Origin of the sequence: Nocardioides sp., assembly GCF_036503465.1 — a bacterium.
In the GTDB taxonomy this organism is placed as follows: Bacteria; Actinomycetota; Actinomycetes; order Propionibacteriales; family Nocardioidaceae; genus Nocardioides.
In genome coordinates, this window is the sequence record NZ_DASXWU010000058.1 from 1 (window position 1) to 23,880 (window position 23,880).

Annotated in this window: 22 protein-coding genes and 1 tRNA gene; 9 read left to right on the plus strand and 14 right to left on the minus strand. The window is 71.6% G+C overall.

Going from position 1 to position 23,880, the window contains the following annotated elements; all coding sequences use genetic code 11:
• Positions 1 to 128: 128 nt before the first annotated feature.
• The 3 genes from VGK78_RS11290 to VGK78_RS11300 all read right to left on the minus strand — a co-directional run bounded on the left by VGK78_RS11290 (position 129) and on the right by VGK78_RS11300 (position 2,697).
• Complete coding sequence (locus VGK78_RS11290; RefSeq protein WP_331527733.1) at positions 129 to 758, minus strand: CoA transferase subunit B; 630 nt, start codon at positions 756 to 758, stop codon at positions 129 to 131.
• A 1-nt stretch (position 759) separates the two neighbouring features.
• Positions 760 to 1,563 (minus strand): CoA transferase subunit A, encoded by an 804-nt coding sequence (locus VGK78_RS11295; RefSeq protein ID WP_331527734.1) that lies wholly within the window; start codon positions 1,561 to 1,563, stop codon positions 760 to 762.
• Positions 1,564 to 1,731: 168 nt separating this feature from the next.
• Entirely contained in the window at positions 1,732 to 2,697 is a 966-nt protein-coding gene (locus tag VGK78_RS11300; protein WP_331527735.1) for a hypothetical protein, read from the minus strand.
• A 141-nt stretch (positions 2,698 to 2,838) separates the two neighbouring features.
• On the opposite strand from VGK78_RS11300, the gene VGK78_RS11305 reads away from it, so the two are divergent.
• Together VGK78_RS11305 and VGK78_RS11310 are read left to right on the plus strand one after the other, a co-directional pair.
• The gene (locus tag VGK78_RS11305) at positions 2,839 to 3,846 is read left to right on the plus strand and encodes an ArsA family ATPase (protein WP_331527736.1); all 1,008 of its coding nucleotides are present in this window, start codon (positions 2,839 to 2,841) and stop codon (positions 3,844 to 3,846) included.
• Complete coding sequence (locus VGK78_RS11310; protein ID WP_331527737.1) at positions 3,843 to 5,114, plus strand: ArsA family ATPase; 1,272 nt, start codon at positions 3,843 to 3,845, stop codon at positions 5,112 to 5,114. The genes VGK78_RS11305 and VGK78_RS11310 overlap by 4 nt, the downstream gene beginning before the upstream one ends.
• 53 nt (positions 5,115 to 5,167) lie before the next feature.
• Here the strand turns inward: VGK78_RS11310 and VGK78_RS11315 are convergent, their stop codons facing one another.
• The gene (locus VGK78_RS11315) at positions 5,168 to 5,458 is read right to left on the minus strand and encodes a WhiB family transcriptional regulator (RefSeq protein ID WP_331527781.1); all 291 of its coding nucleotides are present in this window, start codon (positions 5,456 to 5,458) and stop codon (positions 5,168 to 5,170) included.
• Between the two features lie 202 nt (positions 5,459 to 5,660).
• Here VGK78_RS11315 and VGK78_RS11320 point away from each other — a divergent pair, with 202 nt between their 5' ends.
• Positions 5,661 to 8,024, plus strand: a complete 2,364-nt coding sequence (locus VGK78_RS11320; protein WP_331527738.1) for a penicillin-binding protein — start codon at positions 5,661 to 5,663, stop codon at positions 8,022 to 8,024.
• 166 nt (positions 8,025 to 8,190) lie between these two features.
• Here VGK78_RS11320 and VGK78_RS11325 read toward each other — a convergent pair whose 3' ends face one another.
• The gene (locus tag VGK78_RS11325; protein ID WP_331527739.1) at positions 8,191 to 8,649 is read right to left on the minus strand and encodes a GatB/YqeY domain-containing protein; all 459 of its coding nucleotides are present in this window, start codon (positions 8,647 to 8,649) and stop codon (positions 8,191 to 8,193) included.
• A gap of 44 nt (positions 8,650 to 8,693) precedes the next feature.
• On the opposite strand from VGK78_RS11325, the gene VGK78_RS11330 reads away from it, so the two are divergent.
• Positions 8,694 to 9,614, plus strand: a complete 921-nt coding sequence (locus VGK78_RS11330) for a metallophosphoesterase (protein WP_331527740.1) — start codon at positions 8,694 to 8,696, stop codon at positions 9,612 to 9,614.
• 181 nt (positions 9,615 to 9,795) lie between these two features.
• Positions 9,796 to 9,872, plus strand: a tRNA-Pro gene (locus VGK78_RS11335).
• A 22-nt stretch (positions 9,873 to 9,894) separates the two neighbouring features.
• Here the strand turns inward: VGK78_RS11335 and VGK78_RS11340 are convergent.
• Positions 9,895 to 12,210, minus strand: coding sequence for a copper resistance protein CopC (locus VGK78_RS11340; protein WP_331527741.1), 2,316 nt, complete (start codon positions 12,208 to 12,210; stop codon positions 9,895 to 9,897).
• A 126-nt stretch (positions 12,211 to 12,336) separates the two neighbouring features.
• Between VGK78_RS11340 and VGK78_RS11345 the strand changes: the two genes are divergently transcribed.
• Positions 12,337 to 13,068, plus strand: coding sequence for a YcnI family protein (locus VGK78_RS11345; RefSeq protein ID WP_331527742.1), 732 nt, complete (start codon positions 12,337 to 12,339; stop codon positions 13,066 to 13,068).
• A 51-nt stretch (positions 13,069 to 13,119) separates the two neighbouring features.
• Here the strand turns inward: VGK78_RS11345 and VGK78_RS11350 are convergent, their stop codons facing one another.
• Positions 13,120 to 14,064, minus strand: coding sequence for an EamA family transporter (locus VGK78_RS11350; RefSeq protein ID WP_331527743.1), 945 nt, complete (start codon positions 14,062 to 14,064; stop codon positions 13,120 to 13,122).
• Between the two features lie 74 nt (positions 14,065 to 14,138).
• Positions 14,139 to 14,678: a sigma-70 family RNA polymerase sigma factor gene (locus VGK78_RS11355; protein WP_331527744.1), complete on the minus strand. Its 540-nt coding sequence runs from the start codon at positions 14,676 to 14,678 to the stop codon at positions 14,139 to 14,141.
• 106 nt (positions 14,679 to 14,784) lie between these two features.
• Between VGK78_RS11355 and VGK78_RS11360 the strand changes: the two genes are divergently transcribed.
• The 3 genes from VGK78_RS11360 to VGK78_RS11370 are packed head-to-tail and all read left to right on the plus strand — an operon-like array spanning position 14,785 to position 17,273.
• Positions 14,785 to 15,588, plus strand: coding sequence for a pentapeptide repeat-containing protein (locus VGK78_RS11360; RefSeq protein WP_331527745.1), 804 nt, complete (start codon positions 14,785 to 14,787; stop codon positions 15,586 to 15,588).
• A 53-nt stretch (positions 15,589 to 15,641) separates the two neighbouring features.
• The gene (locus VGK78_RS11365; protein WP_331527746.1) at positions 15,642 to 16,571 is read left to right on the plus strand and encodes a cation diffusion facilitator family transporter; all 930 of its coding nucleotides are present in this window, start codon (positions 15,642 to 15,644) and stop codon (positions 16,569 to 16,571) included.
• Positions 16,572 to 16,604: 33 nt separating this feature from the next.
• Positions 16,605 to 17,273 carry a hypothetical protein gene (locus VGK78_RS11370; protein ID WP_331527747.1) on the plus strand — a complete coding sequence of 223 codons (669 nt, stop codon included), beginning with the start codon at positions 16,605 to 16,607 and terminating at the stop codon, positions 17,271 to 17,273.
• 60 nt (positions 17,274 to 17,333) lie between these two features.
• On the opposite strand, the gene VGK78_RS11375 is transcribed toward VGK78_RS11370, so the two are convergent.
• From VGK78_RS11375 to VGK78_RS11400, 6 genes are all read right to left on the minus strand, one after another.
• Complete coding sequence (locus VGK78_RS11375) at positions 17,334 to 18,368, minus strand: aspartate-semialdehyde dehydrogenase (RefSeq protein WP_331527748.1); 1,035 nt, start codon at positions 18,366 to 18,368, stop codon at positions 17,334 to 17,336.
• Positions 18,369 to 18,417: 49 nt separating this feature from the next.
• Complete coding sequence (locus VGK78_RS11380) at positions 18,418 to 19,692, minus strand: aspartate kinase (protein ID WP_331527749.1); 1,275 nt, start codon at positions 19,690 to 19,692, stop codon at positions 18,418 to 18,420.
• A gap of 288 nt (positions 19,693 to 19,980) precedes the next feature.
• Positions 19,981 to 20,619, minus strand: a complete 639-nt coding sequence (locus tag VGK78_RS11385) for a DUF5063 domain-containing protein (protein WP_331527750.1) — start codon at positions 20,617 to 20,619, stop codon at positions 19,981 to 19,983.
• Positions 20,616 to 21,212, minus strand: a complete 597-nt coding sequence (recR, locus tag VGK78_RS11390) for a recombination mediator RecR (protein ID WP_331527751.1) — start codon at positions 21,210 to 21,212, stop codon at positions 20,616 to 20,618. The genes VGK78_RS11385 and recR overlap by 4 nt, the downstream gene beginning before the upstream one ends.
• An 8-nt stretch (positions 21,213 to 21,220) precedes the next feature.
• Positions 21,221 to 21,640: a YbaB/EbfC family nucleoid-associated protein gene (locus tag VGK78_RS11395; RefSeq protein ID WP_331527752.1), complete on the minus strand. Its 420-nt coding sequence runs from the start codon at positions 21,638 to 21,640 to the stop codon at positions 21,221 to 21,223.
• A 28-nt stretch (positions 21,641 to 21,668) separates the two neighbouring features.
• Positions 21,669 to 23,681 carry a DNA polymerase III subunit gamma and tau gene (locus VGK78_RS11400; protein ID WP_331527753.1) on the minus strand — a complete coding sequence of 671 codons (2,013 nt, stop codon included), beginning with the start codon at positions 23,679 to 23,681 and terminating at the stop codon, positions 21,669 to 21,671.
• Positions 23,682 to 23,880 lie beyond the last annotated feature (199 nt).

A 23,880-nucleotide genomic window follows, 5' to 3' on the forward strand; every position in this document is an offset into this window, starting at 1 on the left:
CAGCCCGGCGGGACCCGGTCACACACAGGGAGAGGAGGCGTCCGGGCGACCCGCCGGGGCGGTGCACGCCGTACTCAACGAACGACTCGCCCCGTGGCGACGGCCTGCCGGCCACGAGTTCGCGAACCTCAGGCCGAGATCTCGGGCTCCGTCTTCTCCCGCACCTCGTCGAGGGTGACGTCGGGGGCGAGCTCGACGAGCCTCAGCCCCTCGGGGGTCACGTCCAGCACGCACAGGTCGGTGATGATCCGCTGCACGACGCCGCGGCCGGTGTAGGGCAGGTCGCACTCGTTCAGGATCTTCTTCGAGCCGTCTTTAGCGACGTGCTCCATCAGCACGATCACCCGCTTGGCGCCGTGGACCAGGTCCATCGCGCCGCCCATGCCCTTGACCATCTTCCCGGGGATCATCCAGTTCGAGATGTCTCCCTTGGCCGAGACCTGCATGGCGCCCAGGATCGCGGCGTCGATCTTGCCGCCCCGGATCATCCCGAACGACGTGGCCGAGTCGAAGAACGACGCACCCTTGCGCAGCGTGACCGTCTCCTTCCCGGCGTTGATCAGGTCGGGATCCTCGTCGCCCTCATAGGGGTAGGCGCCGACGCCGAGGATGCCGTTCTCGCTCTGCAGCACCAGCTCGACGTCGTCCGCGACGTAGTTGGGCACCAGGGTGGGCAGGCCGATGCCGAGGTTGACGTAGGAGCCGTCGGTCAGCTCCGACGCCGCCCGGGCGGCCATCTGCTCGCGGGTCCACGCCATGTCAGGCCTCCGTCCCGGTCACACCCGCCGCCGCGGGGGCGCCGTCGGGCCGTGGGCACGTCGTACGCTTCTCGATCTTCTTGTCGGCCGCCTGCTCGGGAGTCAGCGCCACGACGCGCTGCACGTAGACCCCCGGCGTGTGGACGTCCTCGGGCTTGATCTCGCCGGGCTCCACGAGGTGCTCCACCTCGGCGATCGTGACCCGGCCGCACATCGCCGCCAGCGGGTTGAAGTTCCGCGCCGACTCCCGGTAGACGAGGTTGCCGTGCCGGTCGCCCTTCCAGGCCCGCACCAGGCCGAAGTCGGCGACGATGGCCGCCTCGAGGACGTACTCGCGACCGTTGAAGTCGCGCGTCTCCTTCGGCGGCGAGGACACGATCACGTTGCCGTCGGTGTCGTACTTCCACGGCAGTCCGCCCTCGGCCACCTGCGTGCCGCCGCCGGTCGCCGTGTAGAACGCCGGGATCCCCGAGCCGCCGGCCCGCATCCGCTCGGCCAGGGTGCCCTGGGGCGTCAGCTCGACCTCGAGCTCGCCGTGGAGGTACTGCCGCGCGAACTCCTTGTTCTCGCCCACGTACGACGAGATCATCCGCCGCAGCCGCCGCTCCATCAGCAGCCGACCCAGCCCCCACTCGTCGACGCCGCAGTTGTTCGACACCGCCTCGAGGTCCTTCGCGCCCGATGCGAGCACCGCCTCGATCAGCACCGACGGCACCCCGCACAGCCCGAAACCGCCCACCGCCAGCGTTGCCCCGTCCGGGACATCGGCGACCGCGTCCGCGGCACTCGCCACGACCTTGTCCATCCACGCACCTCCTGATCGGCATCCTGTCATGCCTGAGCAGCCGAGCCCGAGGGACGAGGGCTCGGCGTCGCGAAGGACGAAGGCGCGCGAGCGTGTCGAAACCGGTGACGGTGCCTGGGGCGGTGACCTCGGGATTCCACGGTTGCCCCAGCTCGACCGACGAGGAGCTCAGGTGAGGTCAGGCAGCGACCAGACGGCGCCGTCGACCAGGACGTGCACGGAACCCCCGGAGACGCAGGCGCTGCGCACCCGACCGTCGGGGACCGGATGGGCCTTCCACTCGGTGCCGTCGTACCAGCACAGCCGGTTGCCCCGCGGAAGAGCCGCCACGAAGACCGGGCTGTCGTGCTGCGCCTCGTCGACCAGCACGACCGGACGGTGTCCCAACGAGTCCGGAGCCAGCTCGAGCCGGGGCAGCTCGACGAGCGAGGACCGGAGCAGCCCCCGGAAGGGCAGCGGCAGCACCTCGTAGACGACGGGGTGACCGTCGAGATGTCCCGCGACCCAGGTGTGCCGGCCGAACTGGCCGGTCGCCACCGAGCAGAGCGCGGTCGGCGTCGGTGCGAGGTGGATGCGCCGCCACTCGCGGTCGGCCCGGCTCAGGGACAGGGCGTGCGGCGCGCCGTCGTCGCCGAGCGGACCGGCGACGACGACCGGATCACGCTCGTAGAACGCGAAGGCGAGTCTCGTGCCAGGGTCTCCATCCAGGGAAAGGTCGGGGGCCTGAGCGCGGCCGCCCAGGATCGCGTCCTCCCGCTGGTGGATCCGCAGCCGCCAGGCACCGCCGTCGAGACAGGTCGTGAGGACCTGGCCCGCGTGCGCGTCGAGCAGCGGCGCGGCCCACACCGCGTCGACCGCCTCGAGCGAGTGGGGCACGAACATCGATCCGTCCGTGTACGCCGCCCACAGGTGCAGCCTGCCGTCCGCGCCGCGCCCGGTCAGCCAGGTGTGCTCGCCCTGGGCCACGCCGAGGACGCCGAACGAGTCGAGCTGCAACCCGTCGTACCTCCGGGCGGCGGGGTGCGGGAGGCGCAACGGCACGACGAACGCATCGCCGTCCGTGGCGACGCCCGCACACAGGCCGCGCGCGAGTGCCGTGACCCGCCCGTCGACCTCCAGTCTGGTCCAGTCCATCGTGCTCCCCCGGGCCATGACGGTAGGGGCCGCCGGGGGTTGGTGCGAGCGTTCTCCGGAAACCTTGACTCAGCCACGCCCCCAGCCGCGCCCACCCGAGAGGGCGGTCCCCCGAGATATCCGCGCCACTACGCTCGGAGGGTGCCGAGCCGCGACTTCCCGCAGGTGCGCCTGCACATCGTCACGGGGAAGGGCGGCACCGGGAAGTCCACCGTCGCCGCGTCGCTCGCGCTCGGCCTCGCCTCGACCGGGCGGGACGTCCTGCTCTGCGAGGTAGAGGGCCGCCAGGGCATCGCCCGGATGTTCGACGTCGAGCCCCTCCCGTACGCCGAGCGCCGCATCGCCACCGGACTGCCCGGGCCCGACGGGCAGCGCGGCGGCGTCGTGCACGCGCTGCACATCGATCCGGAGTCGGCGCTGCTGGAGTACCTCTCGATGTACTACAAGCTCGGCCGCGCGGGGAAGGCGCTGGACCGGTTCGGAGTGGTCGAGTTCGCGACGACCATCGCGCCGGGCGTCCGAGACGTGCTGCTGACCGGCAAGGTCTACGAGGCGACCAAGCGGAACGCACGGAACAAGAAGGCCATCACCTATGACGCGGTCGTGCTCGATGCGCCGCCGACCGGCCGGATCGCGCCGTTCCTCGGCGTCAACCAGGAGCTGGCCGGTCTCGCCCGGATGGGACCGATCAAGAGCCAGGCCGACTCGGTCACCACGCTGTTCCACTCCGAGCGCACCACGGTCCACCTGGTCACCGTGCTCGAGGAGATGCCCGTGCAGGAGACGACCGACGGCATCGCCGAGCTGCGCAAGCACGGGCTGCCCGTGGGCGGTGTCGTCGTCAACCAGGTGCGCCCGCGGGATCTCGACGAGGACGACCTGGCCGCGGTCCGCGCCGGCAAGGTGACCAAGCGCAAGCTCGCCGCGGCCCTCACGCGCGGGGGCCTCTCCGGGGACGCCGAGCTGGTCGCCGGGCTCCTCACCGAGGCCCGCGACCACGCCGAACGCCGCGCTCTCGAGGAGGCACAGCGGGCCCTCGTCGGCGAGCTCGACGTACCGACGTACGAGCTGCCTCTGCTCGTCGGCGGCGTCGACCTGGGCGGGCTCTACGAGCTGGCCGGAATCCTCCGCGACCAGGGCCTGGCATGAGGGCGCACAGTCGCGTCGGGCCGCAGTCGCTGACCGGTGGGCGGGTCCTCGACATCGATCGGCTTCTCGACGACCCGCACACCGGGATCATCGTCTGCTGCGGGTCGGGCGGCGTCGGCAAGACCACCACCTCGGCCGCCCTCGGACTGCGGGCAGCCGAGCGCGGCCGACGGGTCGTCGTCCTCACCATCGACCCGGCCCGGCGGCTCGCGCAGTCGATGGGCATCGAGGAGCTGGACAACACTCCGCGCCCCGTCGACGGCCTCCACTGGGCGGACGGCTTCGGCGCCGAGACAGCCGACCAAGGTGGGAAGTCTCCGGGGGGTGGAGCCCCCCGGATGGCAGGTAAGGACGGGGGGTCTCCGGGGGGCGGAGCCCCCCGGATGGACGCGATGATGCTGGACATGAAGCGCACCTTCGACGAGGTGGTCGAGAGCCAGGCCAGCCCGGAGAAGGCCCGGCAGATCCTGCGGAACCCCTTCTACATCGCCCTCTCGAGCTCCTTTGCCGGGACACAGGAGTACATGGCGATGGAGAAGCTCGGCCAGATCCATGCCGACGCCCGGCGGGACGGCAGTTACGACCTGATCGTCGTGGACACCCCGCCCTCGCGCTCGGCGCTGGACTTCCTCGACGCGCCGGAGCGGCTGTCCAGCTTTCTCGACGGTCGCTTCATCAAGCTGCTCCTCGCCCCCGCGAAGGGGCCGGCGCGGTTGATGACGGCCGGGTTCGGGATGGTGACGAACACGCTCACCAAGATCCTCGGGGCGCAGGTGCTGCGCGACATGCAGACGTTCGTGGCGGCGTTCGACACCCTCTTCGGTGGTTTCCGGCAGCGGGCGCAGAAGACCTTCGAGCTGCTGCAGGCCGACGGGACGGCGTTCCTGGTCGTGGCGGCGCCGGAGCCCGACGCGCTGCGCGAGGCGGCGTACTTCGTGGAGCGCCTCAGCGAGGACGACATGCCGCTGGCCGGGCTGGTGGTCAACCGGGCGAGCCCTCAGCCGTTCGGCGACGTGTCCGCGGAGGAGGCGATGACGGCCGCTCGACGGCTGCGCAAGGACGACGCGGACTCGCTGACCGCGGGTCTGCTGCGGCTTCACGCGGACCGCGTGCAGATGGTCGAGCGGGAGGCCCGGCTGCGGAGCCGCTTCGAGGCGGCGCACCCGCAGGTGCCGACGACCGTCGTACCGGCCCTCGCGGGCGACGTGCACGACCTGGCCGGGTTGCGCCAGGTCGGCGCGCTCTTGGCGGGGGAGCGGCCGACCTGACGCCGGTTACCCGACGGTGAAGCTGTCTTTGTCGGTGTCTTCGTCAGCGCGGCTCAGGCGCTGACGACCACACCGGCGTGCTGCTCACGAGCCTGCTCGAGAACGGCCCGCCATGATGCGTTCGGACGGCGGCGAAGCAGGGCTCGGCGTTCGCGCTCGGTCATCCCGCCCCAGACGCCCCACTCGATCTGGTTGTCGAGAGCCTCGGCGAGGCACTCGGTGCGCACAGGGCACGCACCGCAAACCTGCTTGGCCTTGTTCTGCTCGGCACCACGGACGAACAGCTTGTCGGGTTGCTGACCACGGCACGCGGCCTGGGCAGCCCAATCTTGATTCCACATAATGACGTCCCCACGATCGTCAGGCTGACTGATGCTTCCCCATGAAGCCATCCGCCCGAACGGATGTTTCAGTCGAGGCACCAAGGTAAAGAACCGACGAGGGCCGGGGACAGACCAATCCGGGTTGATCCCCGTAGTCCCATCGGACTAGTAGGCGGGGGTCGAGAATGGGCAGGGCTTCGCCCTCTCACGTAGTCTCTTGGGCATGACCCTGCCCCCCGAGGAGCGGCTTCCGGCGTCTCGCGTCGCGTCCCACCTGGGCGTGATGGCCGTGGTCGCGGCGGTGATGGGCGTGGTCGTGGCCGGCCTGGCGATCCCCTTCGCGGGTGTGCTCGGGATCGCCTCCAAGGACATCTCCCGCACCGTGGAGTCGCTGCCGGCCGAGTTGCGCACCGAGCCGCTCGCGCAGCAGACCAAGCTGGTCGACCCCAACGGCCAGACGATCGCCACGCTGTACGACGAGAACCGGATCAACGTCCCGCTCAGCCAGATCTCGCGGCCGATGGTCAAGTCGATCCTGGCGATCGAGGACTACCGCTTCTACCAGCACGGCGCCCTCGACCTGAAGGGCACCTTGCGCGCGCTGATCACCAACCAGTCCACCGGCGGCGTGGTGCAGGGCGGGTCGTCGATCACCCAGCAGATGGTCAAGATGACGCTGCTGAACCAGGCGAAGACGGCCAAGGAGCGCAAGGCGGCCACCGCCGACACCTACGCCCGCAAGCTCACCGAGCTGCGCTACGCGATCGCCTTCGAGCAGCACTACTCCAAGGACTGGATCCTCGAGCGCTACCTCAACATCGCCTACTTCGGTGACGGCGCGTACGGCGTACAGGCCGCGGCCCGGCACTACTTCGGGACCAACGCCAAGGACCTGACCTGGGAGCAAGGCGCGACGCTGGCCGGCCTGGTGAAGAACCCCACCGGCTACGACCCCCTGCGCAACCCCGACCGCGGTCTGCAGCGCCGTAACGTGGTGCTCGACCGGCTGGCCCAGCTCCACGTGATCTCCCAGCACAAGGCCGACAAGTACAAGAGGCAGCCGCTCGGCCTCCACCCGGTGCCGACCCCCAACGGCTGCATCAACTCCAGCGCCCCGTTCTTCTGCGACTACGTCGTCAACTACCTCGAGCACGACCCGTCGCTCGGCAAGAGCGTCGCCGCGCGCCGCAAGCTGATCTACACCGGCGGGCTCACCATCCACACCACGATCGACCCGCGCTTCCAACGGGCCGCCGACGAGTCCGTGCACCACCACGTCTTCGCCAAGGACCAGGCGATCGGCGCGCTCGCGATGGTCGAGCCGGGCACCGGCGACGTCAAGGCGCTGTCCCAGTCCCGGCCGATGGGCCGCGACGCCGCCGCCGGCCAGACGTTCCTCAACTACACCGTGCCGCAGCAGTACGGCGACTCCGCCGGCTTCCAGCCTGGATCTACGTTCAAGGCGTTCGTGCTCGCGTCGGCGATCCAGCAGGGCTACCCGCTCTCCCAGCGCATGTACGCCCCCATGGAGGAGAAGATCCCGATGAGCGAGTACCGGGTCTGCGGCGGCAAGCACTTCACGAGCACCGACACCTGGGACGTGCACAGCTCGACGATCGGCAACCTGTCGATGAACGCCTACACCGGCACCCAGGAGTCGGTGAACACGTACTTCGCCAAGCTGGAGCTCCAGACCGGTCTCTGCGAGCCGTACCAGCTCGCCAAGAAGATGGGCATCCCGCTCCACGACAAGGCCCGCGAGATGGTGCCGTCGTTCACGCTCGGCGTCTCCTCGGTGAGCCCGCTCGAGCTCGCCGACGCATACGCCACGTTCGCGGCCCGCGGCCTGCACTGCGACCCGCGCCCGGTGGTCTCCATCGACGACTCCGACGGCCACGAGCTCAAGACCTACCCGCAGCAGTGCCAGCAGGTGATCGCCGCCCCGGTCGCAGACGCCGTCAACGACGTGCTCCGCGGCGTCCAGTCGCCGACGGGTTTCGGCGCCAACCTGATCCTGAACCAGGAGTCGGCGGCCAAGACCGGAACCAACGACAACAACATGTCGGTGTGGTACATGGGCTACACCCCCAACCTCGCGGCCGCCTCGATGATCGCGGGTGCCAACCGACTGGGCCACTGGGTCACCCTGAACGGCCAGCTGCTCGCCGGCGCCTACGTCCCGACGGCGCACGGCTCCACCACGGCGGGGCCGATGTGGTACGACGCGATGCGGGTCATCCAGCAGTGGCTACCGGACGCGACGTTCACCCCGCCGAACGGCAACGAGGTCAACGGCGTGCTGACCACGATGCCCGACGTCGGCGGCCTGCCCTACGACCAGGCGGCCTCGCAGCTCAAGCAGGCCGGTTTCACCGTCGTGGACGGCGGCTACCGCGACTCGGGCTACCCGAAGGACACCGTGGCCTACACCGACCCGCAGGGCGGCTCACAGGTCGCGAGCGGCACGGCGGTGACGATCTACCGGTCCGACGGCACGCCGTACGTGCCGCCCAAGCCCAGCGGTGGCAACAACGGGCCCACCAGCGGCCCGGGCAACGGACACGGCCACGGGCACGGGAACCACTAGGACGTCGGCGCGGGGCCCCAGGCACCGGAGCGGGTTTCGACGCGCTCGTGCGGCTTCGTCCCTCAGCCGCGTCGCTCGCGGTTCCTGAGGAGCCGAAGGACGAGGCGTCTCGAAGGGCAACCCTTCGCTCGCCCACGCCGTGCCTTCGTTCCTCGGGCACGGCTGCTCACTCCAGCTGTCGCTTGACCTCCGCCGCCACCGCGGCGCCGTCGGCGCGGCCGCGCACCTGGGGCTGGACCACGCCCATCACCTTGCCCATCGCCCGCATCCCCTCCGCGGCCGCGCCGGTCTGCTGGATCGCGGCGGTGACGATCTCCGTGATCGCGGCGGCGTCGAGCTGCTCGGGGAGGTAGTCGGCGATCACCGCCGCCTCGGCCGTCTCCTTGTCGGCGAGCTCGGTGCGGCCGCCGTCGGCGAACGCGGTCGCCGCCTCGCGACGCTTCTTCGCCTCGGTCGAGAGCACGCCGATGACGTCGTCGTCGCTCAGCTCGCGGGCCTCCTTGCCGGCGACCTCGGCGTTCGTGATCGCCGAGAGCACCATCCGCAGGGTCGAGGAGCGCACCGCGTCGCGGGACTTGATCGCGGTGGTGAGGTCGGTGCGCAGGCGGTCCTTCAGCTCGCTCATGGAGCCATTGTGCAGGCCGGGCAGACGTGTGACAGCCTTGCCGGGTGACCCCCGGACGGCTCCTCGCCCACACCCTGGGTGCCGGCGCCGCCCTCGGCGCCGGGGTCACGGCGTACGCCGTGTGGGAGGCGCGTGCCTACACGCTCCGGTCCGTCGAGGTGCCCCTGCTGCCGTCCGGCGCCCGGCCCCTGCGGGTGCTGCACCTGAGCGACGTGCACCTCGCACCCGGCCAGTCGCGCAAGCGTGAGTGGGTCCGGTCGCTGGCGGACCTGCGGCCCGACCTCGTGGTGAACACCGGCGACAACCTCGCCCATCCCGACTCGCTGCCGCCCCTGCTGGAGGCGTTCGGTCCGCTGATGGACGTCCCGGGTGTGTTCGTGCTGGGCTCGAACGACTACTTCGCGCCGATCCTGCGCAACCCGCTGCGCTACCTGCTGCCCGACGACGGCCGCCGCGTCACCTCCTCGACCCTGCCGTGGCGCGACATGGTCGACGCCTTCGCCGCGTCCGGCTGGCTCGACCTCGGCAACCGGCGCACGACCTCCAAGGTCGGCGACCTCGGCTTCGCCTGGGCAGGGGTCGACGACCCCCACCTGAGCTACGACGACCTGGCAGCCGTCGCCGGGGCGGCCGACCCCGCCGCGGACGTACGGATCGCGGTGGCCCACGCGCCCTACCTGCGGGTGCTGGACCAGTTCGCGGCGGACGGCTACGACGCGATCTTCGCCGGGCACACCCATGGTGGCCAGATCGCCCTGCCGGTGTGGGGAGCGCTGGTCACCAACTGCGACCTCGAGCCCGCGCGCGCCAAAGGCCTGCACCGCCACCCGGCCGACTCCCGGCCCGGGGACCCGGGCTCGACCTGGCTGCACGTCTCAGCGGGTCTCGGCACCTCGCCGTACTTCCCGATCCGCACCGCCTGCCGGCCCGAGGCGACGTTGCTGCGACTGAGCAGTCGGGCGTGAGGAACGAACGCCCGAGGTCGCGAAGGAGGGTCGAGCAAGCGACGCGACCGAGGAACGAGGTCGCGCGAGCGCGCCGAGGCTCCGGGGGCGGGCGCAATTCGGACCGCCTGATCCGCTCGGGTATGCTCGCCGATGCTTGTCGCCCCCCGGGTGCCCTCGAGATCGGGGCCGGCGCGGCAATCGGGCTGTGGCGCAGTTTGGTAGCGCGCCTCGTTCGGGACGAGGAGGCCGCAGGTTCAAATCCTGTCAGCCCGACCATGTGTGTGTGGTCCCAGATCGGTCACTCGATCGGGACGTCGACGTACGCCGTGGCCTCGTCGATCGCCGAGGTGCGGACGGTCACCGCGAGCTGCCAGTCGCCCGGGATCGGGACGCTCACGGTGCCCATCCGCCCGCCGCGACCCATCCGGGTGAGGGTGACCGGCAGGGGGCCGATCTTCGAGGCGTCCAGCCTGAGGGAGGCGTCGACCTCCCTGGGCTCGGTCGGCTTCCCGGCCGCGTCGGTGACCTGGAGCATCAGCTGGACCCGATGTGCGCCGTCGGGGACCGTCGAGACCCGGACGTGGTCGGGACCGACGGTGAGGTTGGCGGAGACCGGCCGGGGCGGAGGTACCGAGACCGCGGGATCGCTCGTGACCAGCATCGCGGTGGCCACGAGCACGCCGACGAGCATGGTCGTCTCCAGTCCGACCGTGGTCCGGAGGCGGCGTAGCTGAGGGCGGCCGTCGACGACCGGCTCGGGCGGGGCCGTGGTCGCGGCATGGACGGGCACCACCGGGTTGGTCGTCTGCCACACCCACGCCCGTGAGCCCGCCGCGGCGAAGAACGCGAGGGCGACGATGCCGAGCTTCACGAGCAGGACGTGCCCGTAGTGCGTGTGCAGGAGCACGTCGTAGGACCGGACCTCGCGAAGGGTCTGGTAGACCCCGGTCGCGATCAGCAGGAGCACCGCACCCGACGCCAGGGTGGAGAACCTGAGCACGGTCGGCGTGACGACGTCGCGCCGCGAGCCTCGCACCAGCACCGCGCCCAGCAGCAGGACGAGCCCTCCGAGCCAGAGGCTCATCGCGCCCACATGTGCGGTGTCACTGGCGACCGCGATGGGCCGGTCGCTGCCCGCCGCGGCGTGCCCGCACAGCGCGAACGTCACCCCGACGCCCACCAGCAGCACGGCCGGTGTCGGCACGAGCCAGCGGCGAGGCAGGTGCTCCCGATAGGTGAGCAGCAGCACGAGCGCGGCGATCAGGAAGAGCCGGATGTCGAGAGCACGCCCGTACGTCGTGCGCAGGACCTCGCGGAGCAGGGCGCCGTCGGAGACGCTGCCGAGGCCGAGACCCGCGTCGTACGGACCCTTGAGGAGGAGCGCGAGCAGCGTGCCGACCGCGAGCGCGCCCACCCCGCCGTCGACCAGGAGGCGGGCCCGTCGGGACGCCCAGCCGGCCGGCCAGCACCACACCAGGAACCCGAACCCGCCCAGGCCGAGCGCCGAGCCGGCGTAGGACAGCCACCGGGAGAAGCCGAGCGCGACGTCGATCGAGCCCGAGCCGCCGTCGGTGGTGACAGGGGCCGCCGCCGGGGCGCGGGACGGGTGGCCGACGACGAAGGTGTACGCGCCCTCGACCGGGTGGGAGTCGGCGGAGACGACGCGGTAGGAGACGAGGTAGGTGCCGTCGGGCAGGTCGCTTCGGACACCCACCTCGGCCGTGGCCGAGTCCCCGTGAGCACGTGCGACCGAACCGTTGTCCACCTGCGTGCCGTCCGGGCCGAAGACGCGCACCGAGTCGGGCAGCAGGGTGACGTCCTCGTTGAAGACCAGACCCACCGACGCGGGCGCCTCCTGCAGCACCGTGTCTGCCGCCGGGGTGCTGCTCTCGAGCATCGCGTGCGCCGACGCCGGCGGACCGACCAGGAGGACCAGCGCGGCCAGCAGGGTCCCGCTCAGCGCGGGCAGGGCCGATCGGCCGAGCCTGGTGACGACGGACCGCTGCGTCACCTGCCCGGAGCGAGGGCGGCGCAGGCGCGGCGATCGGTCCCGCGCGTCTCGAGAGTCACGCAGCACCATCATCGCGACCAGCACGAACCCGACCAGCACACTCAGGTGCCGCACCTCGTGGCTGAGGGCGATTCGGCCCTCGTCCACGTCGATCGCGCTGGTCACCACCAGCAGGACCGACACGGCGCCGATCACCGGGAGATAGCCACGGGCCAGCCCGGGACGGGCAGCGGCGCAGATCAGGGCGACCGAGACGGCCACGGTGAACGACAAGGACTCGTGCGCCTCGTGGTCGGTGTGCCCCAGCGCCTCGGCGAGCGCCGGCAGCAGAGCGACGACGCCGGCCAGCCCGATCGCAAGCCGCAGCCCCAGGAGCACCCAGGAGCGGACGGCCGGTCCGTCGTGGCTGCCAGGGACGGTGAGAGCCAGGTCTGGCCCGACCTCGCGGCTGTCCACCAGGTCGGCGACCGCGCCCAGGGCGCGCTGGAACGCCGTACACCGGTCGCACGACGCGGCGTGCGTGGCGACGGCCGCCGGGTTGGCGTCGGCGCGCTCCCCGTCGTACCACGCCGAGAGCGCCTCTCGCGCCTGCGAACACCTCACGAACGACGAGTCTGCCGAACGGCGCGGAAAGTTCCCACGGAACGCCGGGAACCGGAACGGCCTGCCGACCGACTACTCGGGCGAGACCAGGCGGCCGAGAGCGGTCGCCACGACGGAAGGACGCCCATGCGGCAGCACCCGACCACTCTGCGGACGGCGGCGCGGGCCGCCCTCGGCACCCTGGCCGCGGTATGCGCCGCCTGCCTCGTCCTCGTCGCCGCTCCCGGGTGGGCGCACGTCACCGTCAACCCGGCCACCGCCACCCAGGGCGGCTACATCGCGTTGAGCTTCCGGGTGCCGACCGAGTCCGACTCCGCCTCGACGACCAAGGTCGAGGTCTTCCTGCCCATCGACCACCCGCTGGCGTCGGTCAGCGTGAGGCCGCACCCCGGCTGGCACGCGAAGGTCGTCACCAAGAAGCTCGCCACGCCGCTGAGCACCGACGACGGCCAGGTCACCGAGGGTGTCTACAGCATCACCTGGACCCCGGACAGCCCTGCGAACGCACTCAAACCCGGGGAGTACGACGAGTTCGACGTCTCGGTCGGTCCGCTGCCCGACGTGTCGTCGCTGACTTTCAAGACGCTGCAGACCTACTCCGACGGCACGATCGTGCGTTGGATCGACCCGCCGGCGGCGGACGGCCAGCCCGAGCCGGAGCACCCGGCTCCGACTCTCACCTTGCTTCCCGCCTCGGGTCAGGCGTCTGCCGACGCCCCTTCCTCGGGCGACGCGGGTGCGTCGGGTTCCGGGTCCGGCGACGGGAAGGCGACCACCGCCCTGGTGCTGTCGATCATCGCGGTGCTGTTGGGGGCGGGGGCGCTGGGCGGCTCGCTGCTGCGCCGGCGTACCGGTTGAGCGACCCGCGACTCCGTGTGCTCGTCGTGCCGGGACCTGGCCCGCACAGTCTCACGTGACTGGGGGCTCCTCGGGCAGACTGCGGCGTTCGGCCATCACCAGCCCCACGGCGACGAGCACGACCGCCCCGCCGGCGACCACCGGCCAGGTGATCGGCTCGTCCAGCCACGCCCACCCGAGAAGCACTGCGACCACGGGATTGACGTAGGCGTGGGTCGAGACCAGCGAGATCGGCGCATGGCGCAGCAGCCAGACGTAGGCCGTGTAGGAGACCACCGACGAGACGGTCAGGTAGCCGAGCACCCACCACGTCTCGACCGGGAAGTGGAAGTCGGTCCGTTCCCCGGAGGCGACGCCGGCCACGGTGAGCACGAGGCCGCCGGCGAGCAGCTGGTACGCCGTGGTGGCGGAGGCGCTCTCCGGCAGCCACAGCCGGGGTTGTAGGAAGGAGCCCACCGCCCAGCAGCCCGCCGAGGCCACGATCAGAAGCGACGGCCACAGTGGAAAGCCGGGCACCGCGCGGCCGCCGAGGATCAGCACCGCCAGGCCGGCGAAGCCGACGATCACGCCGACCCAGGTCACGGCCCCGGGACGGTCACCCGTCCCGAGCCGCAGCACCACGATCGCGATCGGGGCGAGGGCGGTCAGCAGCGCAGCAGGCCCGGCCTGCACTCCTGCGGCCTCGGCCCACGTCGTCGTGCCGTTCGTCAGCACCTGGAGCAGCACCGCCAGCAGGAGGCAGCCCAGGACCGCGCGCCGGTCGGCACGGAGTCGCCCCGGTCCGCGCCGCGCGGCGACGTACGCCGCCAGGAGCGCTCCGGCGACGACATACCTCAGGCCGATGGACAGCAACGCCGGCACGGTTTCGACGACGTACCGGATCGCGACGTACACCGATCCCCAGACCAGGTAGACGACGAGCAGTCCGGCGGCGATGCCGAGGGTCTCGCGGGAGACGCGTAGCGGGATTCTCGCCCGGTCGGCGTACGTTGCCATCAGCTCGCACTGTAGAACTTGCTACGTCGGCATGACAGGGGTCTCGAAAGGCGAAGGCAGCGTCAGTTCGTCAGCTACGCCGGCACGGCGACGGCGGGTGCCACCGGGTCGCCGAGGAGAGCGACCAGGACGGTCCGGGCGCGGGCGACGCGGGACCGGATCGTGCCAACCGGCACGTCACAGACGTCGGCGGCCTCGGCGTAGGAGTAGCCGAGCACCTGAGTGAGTACGAAGGCCGCACGGCGCTCGGCGTCGAGGCAGCCGAGCAGGTCGTACAGCGCGACCGAACCCTGGTGGTCCGGCGACTGCGCCGTAGAATGAGCGGACTCCCAGCGCTCGCGGCGCCGCCGCTGTCGCAGGGCGATGTCGTCGGCGACGACGCGGCGCACGATTCTGAAGAGCCAGGCCCGGACCGACGACTCTCCCCGGAATGCGGACAGCGACCGGAGCACCCGGACGTAGGTCTCCTGGGCCAGGTCGTCCGCCCGGTCGCGGTCACCGAGGTGCGCGCAGAGCCGCCAGACATCCTGCTGGGTGGCCCGCACGAAGTCCTCGAGCGCATGGCGGTCGGCGCCGCTGCGTGCGGCGTACGCCAGCCGGGTCCACTCGTCCACGGCGGGATCGTACGGCCGGACACCTCCGGACGACCCGGATCGGGACCAGGATCATCCTCGCGGACGACACGGAACATTCGCACGCCACCCGAGGACAATCGGCCGGGTGACGACCCGAGCGACCCTCCGTGCCGAGTGCGGCCGGTGCTTCGCGCTCTGCTGCGTGGCTCCGGCCTTTCGGCGGTCCTCGGAGTTCGCGATCGACAAGCCGGCGGGTGTGCCGTGCCTGCACCTCGCCGAGGACCACCGCTGCTCGATCCACGAGCGGCTCCGTCCGGAGGGGTTCCCCGGCTGTACGGCGTACGACTGCTTCGGCGCGGGACAGCGTCTCGCCCAGGAGACGTTCGGCGGCCGCGACTGGCGCGTCCACCACGAGGTGGCGGAGCCGATGCTGGCCGCGCTGCCGGTGATGCGGGCACTGCACGAGCTGCTCTGGTACCTGCAGGAGGCGCTCGACCTCCCGACCTCCGACCCGATCCGCGACGAGCTCGTCGCCGTCACCGGCCGGGTCGAGGCGGCCGCCGCCTCCGGCACCGAGGCGCTCGCCGAGGTCGATGCCGGGGCGCTGCGGGCCGCCACCGCTCCGCTCCTGCGTGAGGCGAGCCGGCTCGCGCGAGAGGGGCTCGGTGGTGCCGACCACGCGGGTGACGACCTCAGCGGAGCAGACCTCCGTGGGGCCGACCTCCGGGGCGTGTCCTTCCGCGGGGCACTGCTGATCGGGACCAGGCTCGACGGCGCCGACCTGGACCGGGTCGACCTGCTCGGCGCGGACATCCGTGGCGCCGATCTCCGCGGGGCACGGCTAGCCGGCGCCCTCTACCTGACGCGGACGCAGCTCGGTGGCGCCACGGGCGACCGGCGTACGACGCTGCCGGAGGCCCTGGAGCCCCCGGGACACTGGGCCGGCTGAAGCGCGCCGCGTCCGCTGCTGCGGGACACTGGACGGGACGGAAGGGGAGCGCGGTGGCGCACGACCATGCGCACGGGATCGGCCGCGACGCCGACCGGCGCCTGCTGGCCGGCGCATTGGTGCTGATCGTCGCGTTCCTGGCCGGCGAGGTCGTGGTCGGCCTGGTGGTCGGCTCGCTGGCGCTGCTCGCCGACGCGGGGCACATGCTCACCGATGCCGGCGCGATCGGGCTGGCCCTGGTGGCGATGCGTCTGGCGGCGCGACCGGCGACGGGTGCCTACACCTTCGGTCTGCGGCGCGTGGAGATCCTCTCCGCCCAGGTGAACGGCCTGACTCTCGCCGTGCTCGTCGTGGTCTTCGTGATCGGTGGCGTACGCCGCCTCCTCGACCCGCCCGACGTGCCCGGCGCCCCCCTGGCCGTGGTGGCCGCGGTCGGGATCCTGGTCAACCTCGCGGCAGCCGCTCTGCTGGCCCGCGCCGATCGGCGCAGCCTGAACGTGGCCGGCGCTTACTGGCACGTCGTGACCGACCTGTTCGCGTTCGTCGCCACCCTGGTCGCCGGCCTCGTGATCCGCTGGACCGGATGGACGCGTGCGGACGCGGCGGCAGCCCTGGTGGTCGCGGCGCTGATGGCGGCCGCGGCGTACCGACTCCTCCGCGACAGCTCCCGGGTCTTCCTCGAGGCCGCGCCGCGCGGGCTCGATGCCGGCGTCGTCGAGGCGGCGATCCGCGCGGTGGACGACGTCGCCGACGTGCACGAGCTGCACGTGTGGGAGGTGACATCGGGCTTTCCGGCGCTCTCGGCGCACGTGCTGGTCGACGCCTCCGCGGACTGCCACGAGCGCCGGCTCACGATCGAGTCGCTGCTCGGGTCGACGTTCGGGATCGAGCACACCACCCTTCAGGTCGACCACCGGGACGACGTGCTGCCGCCCTCGACGCTCGGTAGACGGATCCACCCAGAGCGCAGGCGCCACCACTGAGGACTGCCGCTCCCTGGTGGCAGACTGCCGGGTATGGCGGACGACGATCGCCGCGACCGCGACGAGGCCGAGTCCTCGCTCGAGCTGCCGAGCCTGAGGTCGGCCTTCCGGCGCCCGAGGCGGAAGTCGCGCCCCGAGACTGTGCCAGTGGCGCCGGCGGAGACACCGGAGGGGTCTGCGGCTCAGGACACGTCCGTGCTCCCGCTCGTGACGACCGAGGAGCGGGAGAGCCCGGTCGTGACGACCGAGGAGCCGGAGAGCCCGGCCGCGATCGAGGCCCCGCGACGTCGCCGGCGCCGTGAGCCCGTCCGGCTCCATCTGCCGGGACCGGTGGTCGCGCTGCTCACCGGCGCGGTAGTGGGGCTTGCGCTGGTCGGCATGACGTCGGCGAGCCTTCAGCTGTGCTCCTCGGTGCGCGGCACCTCGTCCTGCGGCAAGCCAGGGTTCGTCCTCCTGCTCGCGATCACCGTGGTCGCGATCCTCCTGGGCTCGCTGCTGCTGAGGATCCTGGGCGTCGACGCGCACGGCAGCACCAGCTTCCTCGGCGTCGGGCTGCTGGTCATCCTGGTCCTGCTCGCGCTGCTGCCCGTCCTGGACGACTGGTGGGCCGTGATCGCCGTACCGGTCCTCGCGATGATCACCTTCGTCGCCGCATGGTGGCTCACCACGACGTACGTCGAACCCGGCGAGCGGGCGCGCTGACCGATAGTGCGGATCGCACGGCGGCCGCGGGCCGGGCGAGGACCGGCCGGGTGATCCGTACTATCGCGAGGCCGCGAGCAGCTCCGCGATCTGGACGGCGTTGAGGGCCGCGCCCTTGCGCAGGTTGTCGTTGCTGACGAACAGCACCAGTCCGCGTCGGTCCGGGACGCCGGGGTCCTGCCGGAGGCGGCCGACGTACGACGGGTCACGGCCGGCTGCGTGGAGCGGCGTGGGCACGTCGGCGAGCTCGACGCCGGGCGCCGAGCTCAGCACCTCGGTGGCGCGGGCGACGGTCAGCGGCCGCTCGAACTCGGCGTTGATCGACAGGCTGTGGCCGGTGAAGACCGGCACCCGCACGCACGTGCCCGAGACGAGCAGGTCGGGGATGCCGAGGATCTTGCGCGACTCGTTGCGGAGCTTCTTCTCCTCGTCGGTCTCGCCCTCGCCGTCCTCGACGATGGACCCGGCCAGCGGAAGCACGTTGTGGGCGATGGTGTCGACGTACTTCACCGGCTCAGGGAACGCCACCGCCGACCCGTCGTAGGCCAGCTCGCGCGCCTTGTCCCCGGCCGAGGAGATCTGCTCGGCCAGCTCGTCGACGCCGGCGACCCCGCTGCCGGAGACCGCTTGGTACGTCGAGGCGACCAGGCGGGTGAGCCCCGCCTCGTCGTGCAGGGGCTTGAGCACCGGCATCGCGGCCATCGTGGTGCAGTTCGGGTTGGCGATGATGCCTTTGCGTGCTTCCGCGATCGCGTCGGGGTTCACCTCCGAGACGACCAGCGGGACGTCGGGGTCCATCCGCCAGGCCGAGGAGTTGTCGATCACCGTGACGCCGGCATCGGCGAAGCGGGGGGCGAGCGCGCGAGAGGCGGTCGCGCCGGCCGAGAACAGCGCGAGGTCGAGGCCGCTCGGGTCGGCGGTCTCGGCGTCCTCGACGGTGATCTCGTGGTCGCCGAACGGCAGTGTGGTGCCGGCCGAGCGCGCGGAGGCGAAGAACCGGACCGACCCGATCGGGAACTCCCGCTCGATCAGGATCTGTCGCATGGCGGCCCCGACCTGCCCGGTCGCGCCGACGACACCGAGGTTCAGGCTCATCGGGGTCCCCGGGGAAGCGCGAGCACTGCGAGCGATTTCGCGGGGGAAGTCATCGGCCGGTCCCGCCGTACACGACCGCCTCGACCTCGGCGCTGTCGAGGTCGAACGCGGTGTGCGTCGCCTGGACCGCGGCGGCGACGTCGGCCTGGTCGACGATCACCGAGATGCGGATCTCGGAGGTCGAGATCATCTCGATGTTGACGCCGGCGTTGGCCAGGGCCGCGAAGAACGTGGCGGTGATGCCCGGGTGGGAGCGCATCCCGGCGCCGATCAGGGAGACCTTGCCGATCTCGTCGTCGTACATCAGGCGGTCGTACCCGACCTCGCTCTGCAGCCGGGCCAGCGCCGACATCGCCGTCTGGCCGTCGGTGCGCGGCAGCGTGAAGGAGATGTCGGTGAGGCCGGTGGCCTGGGCGGAGATGTTCTGCACGACCATGTCGATGTTGATCTCGGCCTCGGCGAGCGCCTCGAACACCCGGGCCGCGACGCCGACCTTGTCGGGGACCCCGACGACGGTGACCTTGGCCTCGCTGCGGTCGTGGGCGATGCCGGCGATGATGGCCTGCTCCATGGGGTCTGCTCCCTCCGGGGGGTCGGGCAGGATCCAGGTGCCCTCCTTCAGGGAGAAGGAGGACCGGACGTGGACCGGGATGTCGTAGCGGCGGGCGTACTCGACGCAACGCAGGTGGAGGATCTTCGCGCCGCAGGCCGCCATCTCCAGCATCTCCTCGTGCGAGATGTGGTCGAGCTTGCGCGCGGTCGGCACCAGACGCGGGTCGGCGGAGAAGACACCGTCGACGTCGCTGTAGATCTCGCAGACCTCGGCGCCGAGTGCGGCCGCCAGGGCGACGGCGGTGGTGTCGGAAGCACCGCGGCCGAGCGTGGTGATGTCCTTGGTGTCCTGCGAGACGCCCTGGAACCCGGCCACGATCGCGATCGCGCCCTGCTCGATCGCGTTCTCGATCCGGCCGGGGGTGATGTCGATGATCTTCGCCTTGCCGTGGGCCGAGTCGGTGATCACGCCCGCCTGTGACCCGGTGAAGGACCGTGCGTGGTGGCCGAGCTCGGCGATCGCCATCGCCAGCAGCGCCATCGAGATCCGCTCGCCGGCGGTCAGCAGCATGTCGAGCTCGCGCGGCGGCGGCGTGGGGCTGACCTGCTCCGCGAGGTCGCGGAGCTCGTCGGTGGTGTCGCCCATCGCGGACACCACCACGACGACGTCGTGACCCGCGGCCTTGGTGTCGACGATGCGCCTGGCCACCCGCTTGATGCCCGCGGCGTCGCCGACCGAGGAGCCGCCGTACTTCTGCACGACGATGCTCATGGGCTTACCTGCGGGTTCACGGGGTCCTCGAAGAAGCTGGCTGACGTGTACGCCGCGACGCTGCGACCGCTCGGAAGTTTACCGGGGCCTCCGTGGCCGCTCCGCCACCATCTCAGCGGAGCCGGGTGCGGTCGACTCACGACCTGGCCTCGATCCGCCCTCGGGTCAGTCCACCCCCATAGGCCACACAGGCACCCGATGCGGGCACTCCCGTCGCTCCTCGGCCGTTGCAACCCCTGAGAAGCGACGGGATACCCGGCTCACCGGGTATCCCAGCACCCGGCGCGATCACCCGTCTGCGTCGGGGAACTCCTCGAGCATCTCGTTGGCGGCGGCGACCCGGTCGAGCTCGCCTGTGAACTCCACGTCGAGCCGGTCGTGGGCGACGATCGAGAGCAGCGCGTTCAGGATCGCGCCGGCCAGGTTGCCCCAGGACGAGACATAGGAGAACTGCCACCACCACAGGGCCTCGGCGGTGTTGCCGAGGTTGAAGTGGCGCAGGCCGTTCTCGAGGTCGGCCGCGACCTGGGTCAGGTCGTCGGAGAGCTGGCTCTCGACCTGCTCGGGGTCGTAGGGGTCGAACACGAAGCTGTAGGTGTCGACGCCGCCGAACAGCTGGGCCAGCCGGAGCCGCAGCTCGTCGAGGTCGGGGTCGGGGCCGATGTCGGGCTGGTAGTCGGTGGTGGGCGTGAAGTCGACCTGGGCACCCAGCCGCGCCCCCGCCAGCAGCAGCTGGCTGATCTCGAGCAGCAGCATCGAGATGCCGGTGGCCGGGTTGCCCTCGACCGCGACCGCCTTCAGCGCGATCAGGAAGCTCTCGACCTGGTCGGCGATCTGCGAGGCAAACTCGTCGTGTGGCTGGATCCTGGGCAACGACGCCCCGACCTGCGCCAGCTGCTGAGCGACGTCCTCGGTCGGCTCCTTCATTCTGCTGATCGCCTCCCCGCGAATGCCCGCCCGAGGGTGACCTCGTCGGCGTACTCCAGGTCTCCTCCGACCGGGAGCCCGCTCGCCAGGCGGGTTATGCGCAACTCCAACGGCTTGAGCATACGGGTCAGGTACGTCGCGGTGGCCTCGCCCTCCAGGTTGGGATCGGTCGCCAGGATCACCTCGGTGACGGTGCCGTCGGCCAGGCGGGTGAGCAGCTCGCGGATGTGGAGCTGCTCGGGGCCGATGCCGTCGATCGGCGAGATCGCGCCACCGAGCACGTGGTAACGGCCGCGGAACTCCTTGGTGCGCTCGATCGCGACGACGTCCTTGTACTCCTCCACGACGCACAGCACCGACTGGTCGCGACGGGGGTCACGGCAGATGCGGCACTGGTCGTCCTCCGAGACGTTGAAGCAGATCGAGCAGAACTTCACCCGCTGCTTGACCTCGAGCAGCACCTCGGCCAGCCGGCGTACGTCGGTCGGCTCGGCCTGGAGCAGGTGGAACGCGATCCGCTGCGCTCCCTTGGGACCCACGCCCGGGAGCCGGCCGAGCTCGTCGATCAGGTCCTGGACGATGCCTTCGTACACTCGGGCCCCTACTCGGAGCCCGGCGAGAAGCCGAGCGCGCCCGGACCTGCTCCGGGACCGCCGGGGGCCGAGCCGCCGAGGTCCGGCGTACCCCCGCCGGTGAGCGGGCCGAGCGCGTTGCTGGCCAGGCTGTCGGCCTGCGCCTTGGCGTCGCGGTACGCCGCGACCACCAGGTCGCCGAGGTCGCTCAGGTCGTCGTCGCTGGAGCCGTCGAACGTGCCTGGCCTGATGGTGACGGCCTGGAGCTCGCCGACACCGTTCACGGTGACCGTGACCGCACCGCCTCCCGCGCTGCCGTCGACCCGCGCGTCGGCCAGCCGCTCCTGGGCGCTCTCGAGCTGCTCCTGCATCTGCTGGGCCTGCTGGAGCAGACCCTGGATGTCGAAGCCACCGGGGCCGCCGAGCGCCTCGAAGGGGTTGTCGGTCATGGATGCACCTGCCGCTTCTCGTGGGGTCTCACTGATGGGGGATCTCGTCGATGACCTGGGCGCCGAGCGCCTCCTGGAGGAGCTGGGCCCCGTCGAGACCGGAGGACTCCGCGTCGGAGTCGTCGGGACGGGCGCCTCCGTCGGCATCGGCCGGGTCGGTCCGCTCGGTCTGCTGGGTCCGCTCGGTCGGTTCGGCCTCCGGGTCGGCGGATCGCGCGGGCTCGGCCCGGGCCCAGCCCGGGGCCTCGGCGGTGCCGGGCTCTGGCGAGGACGCGGAGCCCAGCTGGTCTCCGGCCGTGCGGGCGGGCGGGCCGGCGGGCTCCGGGGAGCGTGCCGGCGGAGGAGGAGCTGCCTCGGGGTCGGCGCCGGGGTCGACGATCGTCTCCACCCGCCAGTCGTGGCCGACGACGTCGATGGCCGCCTGGCGGACGATCTCGCCACTGCCGCCGTTGTCGAACGAGTCGCGGGCGCCGGCGTTCGCGAAGCCGAGCGTGAGTGTCTGGTCGTCGACGCCGACGACCTGGGCCTGCTGGGTGAGGTAGATCCAGGTCAGACGTCGGCGCTGCTTGGTGGCCTCGACGATGTCTGGCCAGAGGCGGCGTACGTCGACCAGGGTCAGCGTGGAGCCGCTCGACGTGGTGGCCGGAGCGGACGTCGGCTCGGCGGCGAGCTGGGGGGAGGCCGGGGTCTCGGGGGTCTCGAAGGTCTCGGGGGTCTCGGCCGTGGGTCGGGCGGGAGATTCGCGCGCCGGGCCGGGCTCCGGTGTCGGCGGACGGACCGGCTCGACCACGGTCGGCTCGACGGCGTGGGGCGTCGGCTTCACCGACGCGGGCTCGGCCGGCACGGACGGCGCCGGTGAGGGGTCGCCGCCGGTGATCGTCATCCGGCGCTCGAGCCGGTCGAGGCGGGCCATCACGCCCTCGGTCGAGTGGTCGGCACCGGGCAGCAGCACCCGCGCGCAGATCAGCTCGAGCAGGAGCCGGGGAGCGGTGGCGCCGCGCATCTCGGTGAGCCCCGTCGCGACCAGGTCTGCGGCCCTCGACAGGTCGGCGGGCCCGAACCGGGCGGCCTGCCCGACGAGGCGCTCGGCGGCGTCCTCGGCGATGTCGATGAGCCCGGTCGCGGGTGCGTCGGGCACAGCCGAGACGATGACCAGGTCGCGGAGGCGGCGTAGGAGGTCCTCGGTGAAGCGGCGCGGGTCCTGCCCGGTCTCGATCACCTTGTCGACGACGCCGAAGACCGCTGCCCCGTCGCCGGCCGCGAAGGCGTCGACGACCTCGTCGAGCAGGGTGTCGGGGGTGTAGCCGAGCAGCCCGGAGGCCAGGGCGTAGGTGATGCCCTCGGGCCCGGCGCCGCCCATCAGCTGGTCGAGCACGGACAACGTGTCACGCGCGGACCCGCCTCCCGCGCGCACCACCAGCGGGAGCGCGGCCGGCTCGATCGTCACCTGCTCCTTCTCGCAGAGCTCCGAGAGGTACGCCGTGAGCAGACGAGGCGGGATCAGCCGGAACGGGTAGTGGTGGGTGCGTGACCGGATGGTCGGGATGACCTTCTCCGGCTCGGTGGTGGCGAAGATGAAGCGGAGGTGGGGCGGCGGCTCCTCGACCAGCTTGAGCAGGGCGTTGAAGCCCTGGGTGCTGACCATGTGGGCCTCGTCGATGATGTAGACCTTGAAACGGCTCTTCACCGGCGCGAAGAACGCCTTCTCGCGCAGGTCGCGGGCGTCGTCGACGCCGCCGTGGGACGCCGCGTCGATCTCGATCACGTCGATCGAGCCCGGCCCGCCCCGGCCGAGATCGAGACAGGAATCGCACACACCGCACGGGTCGGCGACCGGCGCCTTCTCGCAGTTGAGGGTGCGGGCGAGGATGCGCGCGGACGTGGTCTTGCCGCAGCCGCGCGGTCCGGAGAAGAGATAGGCGTGGTTGACCCGGTTGCCCGCGAGGGCTGCGCGCAACGGCTCGGTCACGTGGTCCTGCCCGATGACCTCCGCGAAGGTCTCGGGCCGGTAGCGGCGATAGAGCGCGAGCGGGGACTCCACTCCTGAACCCTAACCAGCCGCGCCGACAAGCGGCGGGTGAGGACGCTGCGTGCTCATGAAGTGGGCAGGCAACGGCCGGAGGGAGCGGTGACGCGAGCCTGCTCGGGAGCCATGGTCGTCCACAGCCGTGTTCGTTTCATCACGGGACGTAGGCGAACCACCGCACGTGTAGCGGGGCTCACGGCGGGGTGTTCCGGTT